Annotated in this window: 17 protein-coding genes; 3 read left to right on the forward strand and 14 right to left on the reverse strand. The window is 67.4% G+C overall.

The features are described from left to right. Positions 1-2 precede the first annotated feature (2 nt). The 11 genes from ACY9XZ_RS16880 to ACY9XZ_RS16930 all read right to left on the reverse strand — a co-directional run bounded on the left by ACY9XZ_RS16880 (position 3) and on the right by ACY9XZ_RS16930 (position 10,930). Positions 3-893: an SDR family oxidoreductase gene (locus tag ACY9XZ_RS16880; RefSeq protein WP_463458196.1), complete on the reverse strand. Its 891-nt coding sequence runs from the start codon at positions 891-893 to the stop codon at positions 3-5. Then, positions 890-1,318: a DUF5791 family protein gene (locus ACY9XZ_RS16885; RefSeq protein ID WP_463458197.1), complete on the reverse strand. Its 429-nt coding sequence runs from the start codon at positions 1,316-1,318 to the stop codon at positions 890-892. The genes ACY9XZ_RS16880 and ACY9XZ_RS16885 overlap by 4 nt, the downstream gene beginning before the upstream one ends. A gap of 50 nt (positions 1,319-1,368) precedes the next feature. Continuing rightward, on the reverse strand, positions 1,369-4,371 hold the full coding sequence (locus tag ACY9XZ_RS16890; RefSeq protein ID WP_463458198.1) for a DUF7286 family protein: 3,003 nt from the start codon (positions 4,369-4,371) through the stop codon (positions 1,369-1,371). Further along, entirely contained in the window at positions 4,359-5,228 is an 870-nt protein-coding gene (locus ACY9XZ_RS16895) for a DUF7284 family protein (RefSeq protein WP_463458199.1), read from the reverse strand. Before ACY9XZ_RS16895 ends, ACY9XZ_RS16890 begins: the two co-directional genes overlap by 13 nt. After that, a complete protein-coding gene (locus tag ACY9XZ_RS16900) occupies positions 5,225-5,644 on the reverse strand; it encodes a DUF7285 family protein (protein WP_463458200.1) in 420 nt (139 codons plus the stop codon). Before ACY9XZ_RS16900 ends, ACY9XZ_RS16895 begins: the two co-directional genes overlap by 4 nt. Beyond that, positions 5,625-6,086, reverse strand: a complete 462-nt coding sequence (locus tag ACY9XZ_RS16905) for a DUF7283 family protein (RefSeq protein WP_463458201.1) — start codon at positions 6,084-6,086, stop codon at positions 5,625-5,627. Before ACY9XZ_RS16905 ends, ACY9XZ_RS16900 begins: the two co-directional genes overlap by 20 nt. A 33-nt stretch (positions 6,087-6,119) precedes the next feature. Beyond that, positions 6,120-7,865, reverse strand: coding sequence for a type II secretion system F family protein (locus ACY9XZ_RS16910; RefSeq protein ID WP_463458202.1), 1,746 nt, complete (start codon positions 7,863-7,865; stop codon positions 6,120-6,122). Beyond that, positions 7,862-9,724, reverse strand: coding sequence for an ATPase, T2SS/T4P/T4SS family (locus ACY9XZ_RS16915; RefSeq protein WP_463458203.1), 1,863 nt, complete (start codon positions 9,722-9,724; stop codon positions 7,862-7,864). The genes ACY9XZ_RS16910 and ACY9XZ_RS16915 overlap by 4 nt, the downstream gene beginning before the upstream one ends. Next, positions 9,717-10,190 (reverse strand): DUF7311 family protein, encoded by a 474-nt coding sequence (locus ACY9XZ_RS16920; RefSeq protein WP_463458204.1) that lies wholly within the window; start codon positions 10,188-10,190, stop codon positions 9,717-9,719. Before ACY9XZ_RS16920 ends, ACY9XZ_RS16915 begins: the two co-directional genes overlap by 8 nt. Next, positions 10,187-10,720 carry a DUF7310 family coiled-coil domain-containing protein gene (locus ACY9XZ_RS16925; RefSeq protein WP_463458205.1) on the reverse strand — a complete coding sequence of 178 codons (534 nt, stop codon included), beginning with the start codon at positions 10,718-10,720 and terminating at the stop codon, positions 10,187-10,189. The genes ACY9XZ_RS16920 and ACY9XZ_RS16925 overlap by 4 nt, the downstream gene beginning before the upstream one ends. Positions 10,721-10,801: 81 nt before the next feature. Further along, a complete protein-coding gene (locus ACY9XZ_RS16930) occupies positions 10,802-10,930 on the reverse strand; it encodes a hypothetical protein (RefSeq protein ID WP_463458206.1) in 129 nt (42 codons plus the stop codon). A gap of 207 nt (positions 10,931-11,137) precedes the next feature. Here ACY9XZ_RS16930 and ACY9XZ_RS16935 point away from each other — a divergent pair, with 207 nt between their 5' ends. The 3 genes from ACY9XZ_RS16935 to rad50 all read left to right on the forward strand — a co-directional run bounded on the left by ACY9XZ_RS16935 (position 11,138) and on the right by rad50 (position 15,533). After that, entirely contained in the window at positions 11,138-11,500 is a 363-nt protein-coding gene (locus ACY9XZ_RS16935) for a hypothetical protein (RefSeq protein WP_463458207.1), read from the forward strand. 84 nt (positions 11,501-11,584) lie between these two features. After that, positions 11,585-12,844, forward strand: a complete 1,260-nt coding sequence (gene mre11 / locus ACY9XZ_RS16940; protein WP_463458208.1) for a DNA double-strand break repair protein Mre11 — start codon at positions 11,585-11,587, stop codon at positions 12,842-12,844. Positions 12,845-12,857: 13 nt separating this feature from the next. Beyond that, positions 12,858-15,533 (forward strand): DNA double-strand break repair ATPase Rad50, encoded by a 2,676-nt coding sequence (rad50, locus tag ACY9XZ_RS16945; protein WP_463458209.1) that lies wholly within the window; start codon positions 12,858-12,860, stop codon positions 15,531-15,533. A 24-nt stretch (positions 15,534-15,557) separates the two neighbouring features. Here rad50 and ACY9XZ_RS16950 read toward each other — a convergent pair whose 3' ends face one another. From ACY9XZ_RS16950 to ACY9XZ_RS16960, 3 genes are read right to left on the reverse strand one after another with little or no spacing between them, the layout of a single operon-like run. Then, positions 15,558-15,980, reverse strand: coding sequence for a DUF7346 family protein (locus ACY9XZ_RS16950; protein WP_463458210.1), 423 nt, complete (start codon positions 15,978-15,980; stop codon positions 15,558-15,560). Between the two features lie 25 nt (positions 15,981-16,005). Next, a complete protein-coding gene (locus ACY9XZ_RS16955; protein ID WP_463458211.1) occupies positions 16,006-16,410 on the reverse strand; it encodes a DUF7322 domain-containing protein in 405 nt (134 codons plus the stop codon). A 40-nt stretch (positions 16,411-16,450) separates the two neighbouring features. Further along, positions 16,451-16,642 carry a DUF7331 family protein gene (locus ACY9XZ_RS16960; protein WP_463458212.1) on the reverse strand — a complete coding sequence of 64 codons (192 nt, stop codon included), beginning with the start codon at positions 16,640-16,642 and terminating at the stop codon, positions 16,451-16,453. Positions 16,643-16,723: the final 81 nt, after the last annotated feature.

Below are 16,723 nucleotides of genomic sequence, written 5' to 3' on the forward strand. Positions count from 1 at the left end.
CGTCAATTTTGCCGGTAGTTTCTGACGGCGTCACGGTACCCCTCTCGGAACGTCGGGTACTCGAACTCGTACCCCAGGTTCCGGAGGCGGTCATTCGAGCATCGCTTGCTCGTCTGGATGCGGCGCTTCGCCGTCTCCGAGAGACTGTCGTCGGCGAGTCGCTCCGTTGTCGTCTGTTTCGGCGGGAACGGGACGTCGCACTGTTCGGCAAGCCAGTCGGCAAAGGCCCATTTCTCGACGGGTTCGTCGTCGACGACCAGGACGACCTCCTCGCGGTGGTCTTCCGTCAGCAGGTGGCGCACGGCCCCGGCCGCGTCGGCCCGGTGGACCATGTTCAGATAGCCGGCCGTCACCGGCCCTTCCAGATACCGCTCCAGTCGGTAGCGGTCCGGACCGTACAGGCCGGCGAAGCGAGCGACTGCGCCGTGGCCGCCGTGTTCCACGGGGCGCTCGCGGGCGACCCGCTCCGCTTCGGTCAGCACTTCGGTCTTTTCGGTCTGTGGGTCAAGCGGCGTCTCCTCGTCGACCCACGCGCCGTCGTGGTCGCCGTACACGCCGGTACTGGAAGTGTACACCAGCCGCTCCGGTGGGTCGGCCCGCGACCAGAAGTGGTCGATGGCCGTCCGGAGCCCCTCGACGTACACTTCGCGGGCGGCCTCGGCTCCCCTGCCGCCGGAACTCGCGGCGAAGACGAGCCAGTCGGCGTCCGGCACCGCGGACAGCGATTCGGCGTCTGTCACGTCGGCCCGGACCGCCTCGAAGCCGGCGTCCTCGATAGCCGCGATCCCGTCGTCGGACCGGCGCACGCCCACCACGTCGTGGTCGTCCTGCAACTGTCGCCCGAGTTCGAGACCGACGTAGCCACAGCCGAGGATTGCGACGCGTTCCGTCACCGCTTTTCACCCTCGATGTAGCTGTGCAGGAGCGCGTACTCGGCCAGTGTCACCGGATAGCGCCCCTCGATCTTCTGTTGGATCTCCTTTGGCTCCAGTTCGTCATCGATGCCGGAGGCCAGCGATTCGACGTCCATCACGGCCGTCGTCATCCCCATCAGGAGGATATCCTGGGCCTCGGCCTGCAACGCGTCGGCATCGGGTCGGTCCGGCCCGGTCGCCAGCACAGCGACCGCCTCCTCCAGGGTCCGGTCGGCGACCTCGCCGTCGGCGAACGCGTCCACTGTCGCCCGGTCGAGGCCGGTCGCCTCCACAACGTCTGCCACGCCGACGCGTTCGACTGTCTCGGCGAGTACGGTGCCGTAGGCAGCCAGTAACTCCTCGGCCGACTGCTCGCCGGCATCGGGAAATTCGCCTCTAAGCATGGGCCACAGTTCGGCCCCGGGGTATTTTATTTCGGTTATGTGTCCCGGCGTCAGTTGCCCGCATCGGGCCACCCGCTCGATTCCTCCACGGCGTTGCCGTCCTTGTCGCCGACCCCGCGCGGTTTGGGCGGGACGACGACCACGACGCCGGTGTCGGCCCTGAACGAAACCCGGTCGGCGGTCCCAAGTCGCTCGGTTACTCCGTCGTCATCCACGTCCAGGGTGACGTTGCGCCCGTCACGCGCGTAAGTGGTCCGCGCGCCGGGGTCGCTCGGCGGACCGTGGCTCGCAGAGACGGCGAATCGGGCGTACTCGCCCTCGACGGTCACCCACCAGATGTTCGCCGTTGCGTACCAGGGGGTAATCGGCGGTGCCAGCGGCAGTCCCGCCGGGAGTCTGTCCGTCCCGAGTCGCTTCGTTGCGATCTGTCGGGCCTTCCGCTCCCCGGCGTCGGCCAGGGCGCTGCTCAGTTCGTCTTCGGCGACGGTCCGCACCGCAGCGGCGGTCCCGTTCGTCGCGCCCAGCGTCGGTCTAGTCGCTGGCGTATCGACCGAAAGCAGCCGCAGGCGGAGGCGATCCTGCTCGATCCGGGTGAGGTTCAACCGGTGCCCGGCGGTTCGGGCGACCCGCTCCTGTGCAGAGCCGTTCGTCAGCGCCAGCGCCCGGGACTCCGATGTCTCCCACGGGGCCATCGCCTCCGCCACGATGGCCTTGCTCTCTTCTTTCTCGGCGTCGGTCCCCTGCTGGACCGCCAGCCGGAGCTGGATTGTCAGCGCTTCGTTGGCTGTCCTGACCTCTCGCTGGAGGGAGTCGCGCTCCGCGGCGAGAGTGGCGTTCGACTCGTCTTCGAGGGTATCGTTTGCGGCCGCGAGCGTCTTCGCCGCCGTCGCGAGCCGCACCCTGTCGCCGGACTCGAACGCACCGCCGACGACGGCGTCGGCGGCGTTCCCATATGGGACCGTGAACACGTTCGCGTTCCGCGCCACCAGCGGGTGTTCGCGCCCGTCGAGAGCGCGGTACCGGCTCTCGTTTAGTTCGGCCAGCGTCAGATACGGGGTCTGCGTATCGACCCGCGTTCTGACGGGGCCGGCTGGACCGACTGGGGCCGGGCGAGAGCGGTGGACGCGAGTATCGCGGGCGGTTAACCCTTTCCGGAGGGCACGCAGCGACCCCTCGGTGCGCTTTGTTAGCTGCGTATCGACACGTTCCCGGTTGCCGTCCCGCGCCGAAGCCTGTTCGTCCAGTCGCGACGCAACTTCATTCAGATAGGCTAGACGGGCTGCGGTTCGTGCCTCCTGGGCCGCGTTATCGTAGGTGGCCGGCACGTCCGCGAGGCGTGCGCGGCGCTGTGTGACCTGCTTTCGGAGCTCCTCCGGCGGATTTGTCTCGAACGTGCCGACGCGCCCGCGCTCGACGGTGACAGTCGTATTGCGGACCGATGCTCGCAGGGCCATCAGGTCCCGGTACACCCAGTCCTGTAGCCCCGGGGGCCGGTCGGCCGTCACCGTGGTTTCTGTCTGTCTCAGGTTTCCGTCGACGGCCTGTTCGGTGACCGCGTCGCGGCCACCGGCGTCGTCGACGAGCGTTCCGGTGGCCTTCGGCTCCACGTCGGCGAGGTTCGATCCGTTCAGCGGACTTGCGCTGGCATCGTGTGCAGTGCGGATCGAGCGGTTCGGTGCCGGCGAGCGGCCATGGTGGCGACCGACGACGGCGACGGTCACGCGATAGCGCGCGGTACTTGTCGCGGTGGTGCGTCGGCGGTCCGTCCCCTTCTGCCAGACCGCAGTCCTGGTGTACTGGCGCTCGACGGTCCGGCCGAACGTCTGGAACGCGTGCCAGCCCTCCGGCGGGGCGACAGTTCCGCTGGCGTTCCCGACCGCCGCGGCCGAGGCAGTCGTTCGCTCGTTGACCAGCGTCCATTCGGTGCCAGGCGACGGTGGTTTGCCCGGCGGTCCCCCACCCAGTCGGCGCTTGTCGATTTCCAGCGCTGCCTCGACGGTGTATGCGTCTTTGAGAGTCTCGTTGAGCGCCGATGGCTCGGTAACGGACCGGAACGCCCTGTCGGCCGTCTCGTTGACGCCGACGGTCATCGACTCCCCCGGGCTCGGACTGCCCGTGGAGTTCGGCCGTGGCGGCGTCTCGCTGACCGGTTTGTACTCGACCCTGTTGAGGGCGTCAGCCGAGATGCCGGTCCCCTTGCTGCCCCGGACGACGTCTTCGATACCCGTCACCGCCGTCGCCTCGGTCAGGGCACGGCGGCCGGCGGGGTCGCTCCGGCCGAAGGTCGACCGCTGGACACTCAGTAGTGCGCCGTTGGTCGCCAGCGAGACGTGACGGTTCGCGACGACGTTTTCGATACCTGCACCGCCGTATTGTGCGTATCCCCTCGCCCACGCTATCGGATACAGCCGGGCCGTCATCCGTTGGCTTAGCCCCTGCTCGTCCAGCCCGGCATTCAGCCGCGCCTGGTAGGTCGACACCTGGTCGTGGAGCATGAGCGCCTGCGTCGGAACGACGACGGTCGGCGAGACGCGTCGCGTCGAGACGACCTCGCCGTTTCGCCGGACCGTCAGGACGATCTTCTCGACTGTCGCCCGCACCGCGGTCCTGTTCGGCCCGGCGCGCTCGACAGCGACGCGGCGTTTTGCCGCTCGGAGTTCGCTCGCGTTAGCAACCGGCGGCAGGCTGGCGGTCGCGGTCACGTCACCGCTCCGGGCAGAGACGCGCTCCAGTCGATCCGCGACCCGGAGATAGGCGCGGATTCTGAGCGAGTCCCGGAACGCCGTCGAGTCGTTCAGGACCCGCCCGGCGGGTGTATCGGCCGGTGTGACGACCGGATTCGCCGCTGCCCGCCGGCCAGCTGTCGAGACGCCGTCCCGCACCGCGACCTGCGTCTCCGCGGTCGCCTGGCCCAGTGCCCGCTCGACGGCCGTTTCGCTGGGTGCGGGTTCGGTGACGAACGTCGGGGCCAGCGTGAGACTGCTCACCAGCAGAAGGGTGCCGAGCAGCGCGAAGGGAACTCGGCCGCGGGTATCGTCTCTCACGGCGACCACGTCCTGACGGTCACGCGGACACGGCTCGTCTGGACGGCGCGGGCGGCGGCTTCAGGTGAGTCGAACCGCGAGCGCATGTCAGTCCGAAGCCGCGCGGCGAGTGCCGCGGTCAGTTCGCGGTTCATCTCGGTCGGTGACTGCCGTTCGACGGCGACGGTGGTCCCCGTCAGGTCGGCCATGCGCTCGTAGCGCGCCCCCATCAGCACATCCGAGGGGTAGTCGCCCCGGAGCGCGTACCGTGACTGCGCCGGCGGGAACAGCCCGTCGACGACGCTACGGGCGACGACCGTCGCCACGCCGTCGTAGCCGTCTGTCTTCGCCGCCTCGCGGGCCGATTCCGAGACGTTCTCCATCCCACTGGATACTGTCACTGTCGCCGCCCGAACGTCCACGGTGGCGGGAGGCCGGTCACCGACGCGATACGCGCTCTCGATCGGTGCATCCGGATACGGCGACCAGGTAACGCGGACGGACGTCTTCCGCCCCCGGCTGTGGAGTCTGTCACGCGTCGTCGCCGCGACTCGCGACTCGAAGTCAGTACCGGCGCTGGACAGCCGCTCACCGTCGACGGTGACGCCGCTCATCGCCGCTTCGCCCAGCAGTTCGGCGACGGTGCCGTGGCCCGTCCGCTGTCGGAGCGTGGCGTTGTCGGGCGGCTTTCGGTGCTCTGGCGCTGCAACGACCAGTTCGTATTCGACGCTCGCGGTGCTCGTCGCCAGCGTCGAGGTCTGTTCCGCTGCGGGGTTCGTAGCCACCGGCCGGTCAACGCCGACGCCGCTTGTGACGGCCGCTGCAGCGGCACCCACGAGCAGGAGAAACACCGTCACGTCGGCGACGGCGCTCATCGCTCGGGTCATCGCCACACTCGCACGGTGAGCGTTCCGCGACGGACGGAACCCGGCCCGACCCGCACGCTCACGGTTCTGGTTTCGGTGTCGGCGCTGTTCGGCGGCTCCCGACCACTGCTCCATTGCTCGCCGGTCGTCGCCCTGACGGTCACATTCCCGTGATAGTTGGCCGGAACCGCATCGAGCGATCTGTCGACTCCATCCGGCTGAACGACGCCCGCCGACGAGAGCCGCTGTTCGACGGCATCGGCCGTCGGCGTGGCGATGTTGCGGTCGTCGTCAAGCGTTGCGAACACGTCGTCGATCACGCCGGCATACAGCGCTAGACCGAGCGTGACGGCGAAGACAGCGACGAGCGCGGCGATGGGCTCCGTCGTTGCCCTAGCCGATGATGCCGTCGTCGCTTTATCCGACGATAGTGACATCGGTCCCTCCCCAGGCGACGTGCCTGACCGTCAGTCGATCCGGGGCCGGTTTCCAGTCGGCGTCTGTGTTCCCCGCCGCACGGATGTCCCGTCGGAACGCATCGGGCGAGTCGTACACTGTCTCCGGGCGCTCACCGTCCAGCACTGTCCGGAGCTTCTCGGTCCGTGCCGGAACAGCCGCCCGAAGCAGTCGTGCCGTGGCCGTCCCCCCGCCGTTGCGAAGGCGGATTGCACGGCCGTCGAGCACCCACTCATCGGCGACCAGTCGGCGGTGCTCGACGGACCCGGCCGGGCTGGTGGTGACCTCATCGATGGTCGCTGCCGCGTCGGTGGCGTCCGGCGGTGCGGTCGTCGGCAGTCCGACGACGACACCCAGGACGGCGACGCTCACCGTCCCCAGGCCGACCCAGAGATACAGCGTGTCGACGTGCGTCTCGAACATGGACCGGTCTGGCTGCGTGTTCCTATTTAAATATCAGACCAGCAGTCCGGTGGCGACGACGGCCACGAGGAAGGTGGCCGTGGCCGACAGAAGCGCCAGACCAGCGCGATAGCCCACGAGTGCGCGGTCGAGTCCCTGATGGAGACCCGTCGAGAGTGCCGTCAACAAAACCGCGAGCACGAGGACGTACCAGCCGACGACCGGTCCCAGCAGCGCACTCGGAACGGTGGCGAACTGCTCGCCGCCGCCCATCGACCCGGCCAGCGCGACGGTCGCGCCCCCGATCAGCGGACCGAACAGCGCGGCGGTGTTCGACAGCGTCTCTGTGATTTGCGAGAGGTCACGGCGCGTCTCCCGCTCGATAGACCTGAGCGCATCCAGATGCTCGCCCATCGTCGTCACGGACTCCCCCGCCGGTGGTCCGATTGTCGCGGCCGTATCAAGCAAAGTCGCCACCCGACGGGCTCGGCGGCTTGGAACGTCAGCGAGCGCGCCGCTGGGACCCAGAAACGCCCCCTCGATGCTGGTACCGAGGCGTTCCTGGCGCGCGACGGCCGACTCAATGATGGCGCTGGTGGGTTCGGGCGTCTCATCGACAGCTCCCGCGAGCGCGGCTTCGACCGACTGCTCGCGGTCCAGTCGGCGACCGACAGCAGATAGTACGTCCGGGAGGCCCGCTTCGACGACGGTCACGCGGTCGCGGACTTCGGCGACCGGCCGGTAGTGAACGACGAGCGCGCTCCCGACGCCGGCCCCGAGTGCGCCGATAGGGGAGGCCCATTCAGCGACGAGCACGTCGGCGAGGAGCCATCCTCCGAGGCCGGCGACGATGCCAGCCGCGACCGAGGGGAGCGGTGTCCCCGGAACGTCGGGATGGCTCCGCGGCACTGTCGCCGGCGAGAACGCGACCGGTCGCCGGCCCAGCAGCCAGCAACAGGCGAGCAACAGCGCGGCGGGCAATACCACGCCGTAGGTCCCGATCAACACAGACGCAGTGACCGGGACGCCCGCGGCAGCGGCGGCGGGCAAGAGCGACGCCATCGCCAGCGGCAGGAGGACGCCAAAGGCGTACACCCCGGTCGCCGGGCCACGGAGCGAGGCCGCGAAGGCTGCCATCTCGTCGCGCGTCCCGTCAAGGATACACTGCCGTGCGCGTTCGAGGACGTCGGGCCGCTCCTCGGCCGGGGCCGCCGTCGCGTTCTCGACCAGCCCGACCGCGCGTTCGAGTGCCGGGAACCGGTCGCTCCAGGCCGCCGCGAACGTCCCCAGGCCACTCCGCGGTGTCCCCGCGGCCCGTCGGTGGTGGTGGTCCAGCCGTGCGGCGAGTAGCCCGCTCCCGGCCCGTCCGGCGAACGCGGCCGCCCGCTCGGCGCTGGGCCACAGCGTCACACCGAGTACCAGTGTCGTGACGAGCGACGGCGCGGCTCCCAACGTTCGAATCCGCTTTGCCTCCGCGGCGAACGGCACACCGTACCGTCCCACTGCCGCGACGCCCAAGGACAGGGCGAGGAGTCCGAGGCCGACGGCCGCCGCTAGCTGTCCGCGCACCACCGAGACGGCGACCGTCGCGAGGAGGGAGCCACACAGCGCGACGCCGTAACTGGCAGTCAGCACCGTCTCTGGTGGGGCCGAAAGCGAGAGGAACCGACACGCCCGGCGGTAGTCGTCGGGTACCTCGACAGTGCCCGGATAGGCCGTTGCGAGCGCAGTTGCGAGCGTCGTTGTAGGTGCCGCGCTCGCGTCACCACGGGAGTCGTCTGAACCGCCAGCGTGGGTCACGGCTGGACCTCGTCAGTAAGAGGCTCGCTCCCACGGGTCTCCACAGCTAGCGATTCTTCGAACTGCTCGGTTCGCGCCTCGATGATGTCGAGGACCTCGGCGTAGGACTCGCCCGGTGCGGCGAGTGACTCTACCAGGCGGCTGTTCCCTCGCTTGAGGCGGCCAGTCGCCGTCGCCGCCGGTCCGTCGCGTTCGTGAAGCAACTCGAAGGAAACGTCGTCACCGAGAGAGACGACCTCCGCGACAGAGGCGATGCCGCGGCCGTGCTCCGACGCGGGCGGAGCGAGCGTTACCACGAGGTCCGTCGCGGCGAACGCCCGGGCCGGGACACCGAGGTCCGACACCAGCCGTTCCCGGATCGCGTCGGGGCCGTTGCCGTGAATCGTTCCGAGGACGGCTCCGTCGCCGCCACCGACGCGCATCGCCTCGTAGAGGACGCTGGCTTCCTCGCCGCGGACTTCGCCGACGGCGAGCGCGCCCTCGCCGAGCCGGAGTGCGGTCCGTAGGGCCGCTGTGGCGTCGACTGACGGCCCCTCTCCGCTGGCGGTCCGCAGCGCCTGCATGTCTCTACCGTCGTCTCGGAGCGACGACGCCGGGAGTTCGGGCGTGTCCTCGATGAGAATGGTCCGTACTTCGCGGGGAATCTCCCAGAGCAGCGCACCGAGCGTCGTCGTCTTGCCCGCGCCGCGGGGGCCGGCGATCAGGCAGGCACCGCCGCGGTCCGCGACGACAGAGAGCAGGCCGGCGACGGCGGCGGGCATCGTCCCGTTACCGACGAAGTCGGCCAGCCGCCACACGTCGCTGTCGTGGGCGCGGAAGGCAAAAGCGAGGCCGTCGCTGACCGGCTCGCTAACGCCAGCGACGCGAATCTGTCGGTCGGCGACGGTCGTCTTTGCATCGAGCGTCGGGTTCGCCCGCGAGAACGCACGGCCACTCATCCGTCTGAACGTCGACGCCAGCGCGTTCGCGCCCGATGGCGTCATGCGGACGTTGGTCCGCATGGTCTCCCCGTCACAGCGAACCCGGAGCCGCGTGTCACTGACGGGAGCCGTTGCGAACACGTCGGACACCCGCTCGTCAGCGAAGATATCTTCGAGGACACCGAGGCCGCGGGTGTGTTTCTCCAGGACGGCACCGACGGCGGTCGCGGTAGTGCTGTCGTCGGTCACCTCGCTCGCTGCGTCATACGGGTGACAGCCCCCGTCGACGGCGACGGACGCGACCCGCTCGTACGCTTCGATGAGCGTCTCCATCGCCGCCGCGTCGAACCGCTGTTCTCGGGGCTCGATGTGGTACGTCGGCAGTTGGTCGTCTGGTGTGTCGTAACGTCGAACGAACGCCTCTGTCGAAAGGGTTCGCTGGTCCCGAAGGACCGCCTCCGCCGGTGGCGCTGCTCCGACACGGGCGTCACTGATCGTCGGCCCAGTGTAGGCGGTAAGCGCCTGTTCGCTGGTGTCGAAACCGTCGGTAGCGACTGCTAGCCCGGTCTCCGCTGCCAGGTCGCTGACTGGTCCCGCCCGGCCGAGCGCCTCCGTCGCGGCGGCGACGGGGTCACGGCGGGCGCGTTCTGCGAGTCGGTCGTCCAGCGAGGCGACCCTGGCTGCGAACCGACCGGCCGCGACGAGCACCGCCGCCGCTCGGCCGACGTACACCCGCTCCTGTCCCGCCTGTTCAGTGACGACGGTCTCAGCGCCGGTCGAGGGAAGCGAGTCGACAGCTGTTGCCCGGCAGTCAGCCGACGCGGCGAGGTCGCCCCTGCCTGGGCAGTCGTCCGCCGTCACCACCAGCCGCTCACCCTCGATGGCCGTCTCACAGCGACAGTCCGCCGCTGCTGATGACCCGAAGAACCACTCACGCATGGCCACGCCTCGCCCTGGCTTCGGACTTAAACCGATGGACCGTCAGCACCCGCTGATCGTCGGCCCGTGTCAGCACGAACACGAGCCGATGTGTGCCGGGATCTTTCAGTCGGTCGGTTCCCGCTGTCGTTCGGATCGGGATATCGGCCAACTGCTCGGTCTGTGTCCGGGACTCGACTTCCCACGTTGCGATGCCCACACCCGCCCGCTCCGTGAACCGAAGGTAGCTGACACCGGCGTTCGTGTAGGTCCGCGTCGGGAGTCGTATCTCCACAGCGCGCCGCGCGTCGCCATCCGGCGTCGCGTCGTCAGTCTCGGCCAGCGTCGCCAGCTCGGCGGCCAGTTCCTCCAGTTGGCGCTCCATGGCGCTGTTTGCGGCGTCTGCCCGCACTGTCGATAGCGCCGGAGCCGTCGCCCCAGCCAGTGCAGTCATGACCGCGACGGCCAGTACTAGCCGGTATATCACAGCAGCTCACGGATGCGCCCGAACACGCCTGTGTCTGTGGTCTCCTTCTCGTCGTTGTCCGGGCCACCGCCGTCGATGATGGCGGAGAAATCGGTCTGCGCCTCGGCCGCGAGGTCGGTCGTGGCGCTCTGACCGGCGTGGCCGTGACCATCCGACGAGCATGGGCGCCCCTGTGACGTCGCTGTTGGTCGCTGTTCGGCGTTCGTCGCTGGTTGGTCGGACGCCGGCTGTGACCCGAGTTCCTCGTCGAGGCGCCCCTCCAGACGGTCGGTCGCTGCCAGCGCCGCGTCGGCGCGCTGTTCGACCTCGTCGTTGACCGAGCGGACGTTCCCCACGTACCCGCGGAGGGCCTGCGTGGCCGCTTCGAGTTCCGCCGTCCGTTCGTCGATATCGTCGACGCGCTGTTCGACGGTGTCCATGCGGGCCTCTAACTCCGCGAGTTCCGTCACCTCCGGGAACTCGGTCGTTCCGTCGGTAACCGCCCGTTCGACCGTCCGAAGCCGTTCAGCCAACGTCTCGATATCTGTCATGCCCGGCTCTGGTCCCGTGCCGGTATTTGAACCCTCGGCTGTGGATCCCTTCCAGTCACCGACCGCAAATGCTCTGTCTGCCTACCCACCCATGCCGAGGATGAACAATGCGAGAACGACTGAGACGACCAGTGTCACCAGAATCAGCAGCGCGACGATTGTGACCGACGAGAGGGCGTTGTCGTCGGAGCGAAATCCGTTCAGTGGCATGATGATCGGGGCGACCGATAGCGGATTCTCGTCGGAGCTATCGGCGTTAGTCTGTTAGTTGTACTACACTAGTCACCTCACTAAACTGTATTCATTTTCAATCGGTATCGGCCTCGTGTTGCCGGATGTTGAAACCGTCTCGAACGCGCCACCAACCGAACCGGTGCCAGCGAACGTTTATACCGGATACCGGGACCACCTCTGCGTATGGCCGATAGCGACCAGGTGAAGGCGGCGCTCACGGCACTCGCTGACGGTGAGATCGGTAGCGACGACGACGGCAAAGCCACTCGGAGGGCCAGCTGGGACGACGGGAGCGTAAGCCGAGAAGCCACCGACGAGACGGACAGCGACGCTGACTACCGGGTGGTCATCGAACGGGCGGCGGAGGCGACCAGTGACTTGGACGACGCAGTCGCCTTCGTCGAAACATTCGGCGTCGGCCGGCTGGAAACAGCCGTCGCACAGGCCGAACACGAGGTGAGCGGACTGGCCGACGAAGGGCGAGCGGCCCTGCGTGAATTCCGTCGATACCGGGACGCAGCGACGGTGACAGATGACGAACTGTAACCGCTGGGCCGACCGCACTGTCGCCGACCACTTTCACTCCGGTCACGACACCTCTTTAGGGAGCGCTGGCTTACCGGTGGGCAAATGACACGGGTGATACACACCGGCGATACCCACGTCGGGTATCAGCAGTACAACGTCCCCGACCGACGGGACGACTTCCTCGATGCGTTCCGGCAGGTGGTCCGGGACGCGATCGCGGACGACGCCGACGCCGTCGTCCACGCCGGTGACCTCTTTCACGACCGCCGCCCGGCGCTTGCGGATATCATGGGTACGCTCAGCGTTCTGGAAGAACTCTCTGAGGCCGGCATTCCGTTTCTGGCTGTCGTGGGAAACCACGAAGCCAAGCGGGACGCCCAGTGGCTCGACCTGTACGAATCGCTCGGGCTAGCGACGCGCCTCGACGACGAGCCGACGGTCATCGGCGACACCGCCTTCTACGGCCTCGATTTCGTCCCGCGCTCCCAGCGCGCCGACCTCGACTACGACTTTGCCCCCCACGACGCGGACAGCGCCGCGCTTGTCACCCACGGCCTGTTCCAGCCCTTCGATTACGGCGACTGGGACGCCGCGGAGATCCTCACCGAGTCGTCGGTGACCTTCGACGCGCTGTTGCTCGGCGACAACCACGACCCCGGCAAACAGCAGGTCGAGGACGCCTGGGTCACCTACTGCGGGTCGACCGAGCGCGCGAGCGCGAGCGAGCGCGAGGACCGCGGCTACAACATCGTCACCTTCGACGACGAAGTCCGTATCACCCGCCGGGGCCTCGATACGCGGGAGTTCGTCTTCGTCGACGTGGACCTCGGCCCCGAGGAGGGCGTCGAGCGCGTCCGGAGCCGCGTCGGCCAGCACGATCTGGAGGACGCCGTTGTCATCGTCTCCATCAGCGGCGACGGCGACCCAGTTACCCCGGCCAGCGTCGAATCGTTCGCGCTCGATCGAGGGGCGCTCGTCGCCCGGGTCACCGACCACCGCGAAATCACGGCCGAGGAGGGAGAAACGGAGATCAGCTTCGCCGACCCCGACGATGCCGTCACCGAGCGCGTCCGAGATCTCGGGTTGAGCGAGGCGGCCCACGATATCGACGAGACGATCCGCGCCTCGAAGGTCGCCGACGCCAACGTCAAAGACGAGGTCGAACGGCACGTGCGCGACCTCCTGTCGGACGATTCGGGTGCATTCGCAGCCGACACGGATGCGGCCGTGAGCGGAGACACGGACGGCACTGACGACAGCGCAACAGCGAACGAGGCTGACGACACCGACGACGGAGCGGCGGTGAACGAGGCCGACGGCACGGACAGCGAGAGCCAGGCGAGCGTCGAGGAGTTCCTCTGATGGAGGCTACACGATGAGATTCCAACGCGTCAAACTATCCAACTTCAAGTGCTACGACGATGCCGACCTGCGACTGGACACCGGCGTGACCGTCATCCACGGGCTCAACGGGAGCGGGAAGTCCTCCCTGTTAGAGGCCTGCTTCTTCGCGCTGTACGGCTCGAAAGCGCTAGACGAGACTCTCGGCGATGTGGTCACCATCGGGGCCGACGACTGCACCGTCGAACTGTGGTTCGCCCACGCCGGCGGCGACTACCACCTCACGCGCCGGATTCGAGCGACGGGGTCCCAGCCGACGACCGCGAAGTGCGTCCTGGAGACGCCCGAGGGAACTTACGAAGGCGCACGCGACGTGCGCCGACGGATTACGGAACTCCTGCGCATGGACAGCGAGGCGTTCGTCAACTGCGCCTACGTCCGCCAGGGCGAGGTGAACAAGCTCATCAACGCCTCCCCGAGCGACCGCCAGGACATGCTCGATGACCTCCTGCAACTGGGGAAACTGGAGGAGTACCGCGAACGGGCCAGCGATGCCCGCGTCGGCGTCGGTCGCGTGCGCGACGACAAGCAGGGGGCGCTCTCGCAACTCGACGAGCAGATTCAGGAAAAAGAGGACAAGGATCTCCACGAGCGCCTGAACGGCCTCGAAACGAAGGAGTCGGAACTGCAGGACGAGATCGACCACATCGAGGACCAGAAAGCCACCGCGGAGGAAACACTCACGCAGGCTGAGTCCGTCCTCGAAGAGTACGAGGAGAAACGCGAGGAACTGTCGGCGCTGGAAGCCGACATCGAGGAGCTGGAGGCGACCATCACAGAGACGGAAAGGAACCGAACCGACCTCAAAGAGCAGATCAGCGATCTGCAGGACCAGCGGGAGTCGCTGCGGGAGGATCTCTCGGAAACGGCGGCCGAAACCGATCTTGATAGCTCGGACCCCGACCCGGACACCGTCGACGCACGGCTCGACGAACTGAAGTCCCGCGACGACGAACTGCAGAGCCGGATCGAGGACCAGCGCGTCGATGCGAAAGAACACAGTAGCACCGCCGACGCGCTGGCCGAGAGCGCCGCTGACCTCGAATCCCGGGCCGAGGACAAGCGCGAGGAGGCCGACGAACTCGAAGCCGACCTCGACGCCGCACGGGAGACCATCGCCGAGCGCCGAGAGCAGATAAGCGACATCGACGACCAGATCGCCGACCTCGAAGCAAGGTTCGAGGACGCACCGACCGACCGCGACGGGGCAGAGTCGTACAAAGAATCCGTCGCCGGCGACCTCGACGACGCCCGACAGCGGGTGACCGAACTGGAGATGAAACTGGAGAGCGAGCGCGAGACGCTCGCGGAGGCCGAGGCGCTGCTGGAGGAAGGCAAATGTCCCGAGTGTGGACAGGACGTGAGCGAGTCGCCACACGTCGATTCTATCGAGGAGGACCGCGAGCGGATCGCCGAGCTGGAGGAATCACTCGCGGACGCCCGCGAGGACGTTTCGGAACTCGAATCGAAACACGAAACCGCGACGGAACTGGTCGAGACAGCGGACGAGCTCTCGACGCTCGAAACCAACCGCTCGAACATCGTTCAGCTCGTCGAGGAGAAGGAAGACGGACTGGACGCGGATCAGGAGCGCATCGAGACGCTCCGCGAGGAAGCGACAGAACACGAGTCCGAGGCCGAGACGAAACGCGAGAAAGCCGCCGAAGCCCGTGAGCAAGCCGAGGAATGCCGCTCGGTCGTCGCCGAATGCAATCAGGAGCGCCAGCAGGTCAAGCAGTCCATCGAGCGGCTGGAGCGGGTTGAGGACCTGCTCGCGGACATCGACGACTGCGACGACGACATCGAGCGGCTGCGAGAGAAACGCACGCAGCAGGCAGAACTGAACGACCAGCGCCGCGACCAGCTCGCGGAGAAGCGTGAGCGCAAGCAGGACCTCGCGGAATCGTTCGACGAGGATCGAATCACGGAGGCCCGAAACGAGAAGGAACGAGCGAGAAAGTACATCGACCAGGCCGAGGAGGCGTTGGCGGAGAAACGCGAGCAGCGCGACGAACTGCAGAACGCCATCGGCGGCGTGACGAACGAGATCGAGGAACTGGAGTCGCTGCGGGACCGACGCGAGGACCTGGAAGCGACCCTCGAAAAGCTCGATACGCTGTACGACGAAACCGAGGAGCTCCAGGAGATGTACGGAACGCTCCGGGCGGAGCTACGCCAGCGCAACGTCGAGACGCTCGAACGGATGCTCAACCAGACGTTCGACTTGGTGTACCAGAACGATTCGTACTCCCACATCGAACTCGACGGGCAGTACCAGCTCACAGTGTATCAGAAAGACGGCGAGCCGCTGGAACCCGAACAGCTTTCGGGCGGCGAACGGGCGCTGTTCAACCTCAGTCTGCGGTGTGCCATCTACCGCCTGCTCGCGGAGGGTATCGAAGTGGCCGCGCCGATGCCGCCGCTCATCCTCGACGAGCCGACGGTGTTCCTGGATTCGGGCCACGTCACGCAACTGCTTGACCTCGTCGAGTACATGCGCGACGAGGTCGGCGTCGAGCAGATTCTCGTGGTCAGCCACGACGAAGAACTGGTCGGCGCGGCCGACGAACTCGTCCGCGTCGAGAAGGACGCCACGACCAACCGATCGCGGGTCGAACAGGTCGAAGCGACGGTCGCCGAACTGGCCTGAAACAGCCGCAAAGCCGATGGGCCCTCAGTCGCGGAGGTACGCCAGTCCGTCGCTGGCCGTCTCGGTCGTGTCGTAGCCCCGCTGGCCGTGGACTCGTGCTTCGGTAAGCAGGCCGGCGGCGCGGAACTCGCCCACCAGCCCGTGGAGGTCACTTTCACAGAGGTCATACGCCGAGAGCAGTTCTGCCACAGAGAGCGGCCCGCGCTCGTCGAGTTCGACGAGCAGGCCCAGCGCGCGGTCGTCGTGGGCGACTGTGAGGACGCGCCGGGCGGCGTCGGGCACGGCCTCGGCGGCCGTGGTGAGCGGTGATTCGCCCTCAATGGGTTCGAGGTCGGCGTTCGGGACGTGGCGCTGCTCGCCGGTTTCGGGGTTTCGGACCAGACTCGACTCAGTGGATTCCTTCACCAATAAGTAGCGCGTGCCGTCGTCGTCCCGCACAGTACGCATGGCCGTTCGTAGCCGACCGGGCCGGTTAGCCGTTGTGGTCGCCTGACTCCGCGCCGTCGGGCTGGGTATCTGTTGTCTCGGCTGTTTCGCTCGGGTCGTCGTCCGATTTTCGCGCCCGCTCGAACTGGATGTACCGGAACGTCCCGTAGCCGAAGGCGATGACGCCGACGAGGAAGATACGGATCCCGAGGTCGACCTGCCCCTCGAAGTAGGCCAGCATCGGTCCGAGCGAGAGCGCGAGCAGTGCGACGTTGAACACGATGACGAGCTTGACGAACAGCCCCGTGGCCTCGCCGCTGTAATCGCCGCCGGACGGGGACGGTACGTCTGGCCCGAGGCTCTCAGGGTCAAACTCCGATGGCTCGTACTCGCTCTTTTCCGAGAGAACCCCCGGACTCTCGTTGGGGTCGTCCTCGCCGGGGATATCCATCACACTAGCTACGACGGGTGGAGACTAAAAGTACTTCCTGTCAGGCGATCTCCTGTAGGGTGAGCGCCGTATCGGTCTGTAGCCACGCGAGCGGGTTCTCCGCGTCGTAGAACACTGTCCCCTCCTCGGTCTCGTAGGTCTCGGTCGTCCGGATGGCGTCCGGGAGCGCCGGCTCCGACCGAAGTTCTTCGGACCTATCCGCCTCGCCGTGGGGGGATGCGTGGTGCGACATTGGCCGTCAAACTTGGGTATGGTACTCGATGGCATATACTTTCTGCCTGTGGCAACATGCCGCCGACCGTCGGTGTTTTTA

The organism is Haloarcula sp. HT12, assembly GCF_055271655.1.

Excerpts from the sequence above, each read along its gene's own strand:
- ACY9XZ_RS16905 (WP_463458201.1), bottom strand. The coding sequence starts at position 6,086 with ATGTTCGAGACGCACGTCGACACGCTGTATCTCTGGGTCGGCCTGGGG.
- ACY9XZ_RS16915 (WP_463458203.1), bottom strand. The coding sequence starts at position 9,724 with ATGCGTGAGTGGTTCTTCGGGTCATCAGCAGCGGCGGACTGTCGCTGT.
- ACY9XZ_RS16895 (WP_463458199.1), bottom strand. The coding sequence starts at position 5,228 with ATGACCCGAGCGATGAGCGCCGTCGCCGACGTGACGGTGTTTCTCCTG.
- ACY9XZ_RS16930 (WP_463458206.1), bottom strand. The coding sequence starts at position 10,930 with ATGCCACTGAACGGATTTCGCTCCGACGACAACGCCCTCTCGTCGGTC.
- ACY9XZ_RS16900 (WP_463458200.1), bottom strand. The coding sequence starts at position 5,644 with ATGTCACTATCGTCGGATAAAGCGACGACGGCATCATCGGCTAGGGCA.
- ACY9XZ_RS16955 (WP_463458211.1), bottom strand. The coding sequence starts at position 16,410 with ATGGATATCCCCGGCGAGGACGACCCCAACGAGAGTCCGGGGGTTCTC.
- ACY9XZ_RS16925 (WP_463458205.1), bottom strand. The coding sequence starts at position 10,720 with ATGACAGATATCGAGACGTTGGCTGAACGGCTTCGGACGGTCGAACGG.
- ACY9XZ_RS16885 (WP_463458197.1), bottom strand. The coding sequence starts at position 1,318 with ATGCTTAGAGGCGAATTTCCCGATGCCGGCGAGCAGTCGGCCGAGGAG.
- ACY9XZ_RS16935 (WP_463458207.1), top strand. The coding sequence starts at position 11,138 with ATGGCCGATAGCGACCAGGTGAAGGCGGCGCTCACGGCACTCGCTGAC.
- rad50 (WP_463458209.1), top strand. The coding sequence starts at position 12,858 with ATGAGATTCCAACGCGTCAAACTATCCAACTTCAAGTGCTACGACGAT.
- mre11 (WP_463458208.1), top strand. The coding sequence starts at position 11,585 with ATGACACGGGTGATACACACCGGCGATACCCACGTCGGGTATCAGCAG.
- ACY9XZ_RS16960 (WP_463458212.1), bottom strand. The coding sequence starts at position 16,642 with ATGTCGCACCACGCATCCCCCCACGGCGAGGCGGATAGGTCCGAAGAA.
- ACY9XZ_RS16950 (WP_463458210.1), bottom strand. The coding sequence starts at position 15,980 with ATGCGTACTGTGCGGGACGACGACGGCACGCGCTACTTATTGGTGAAG.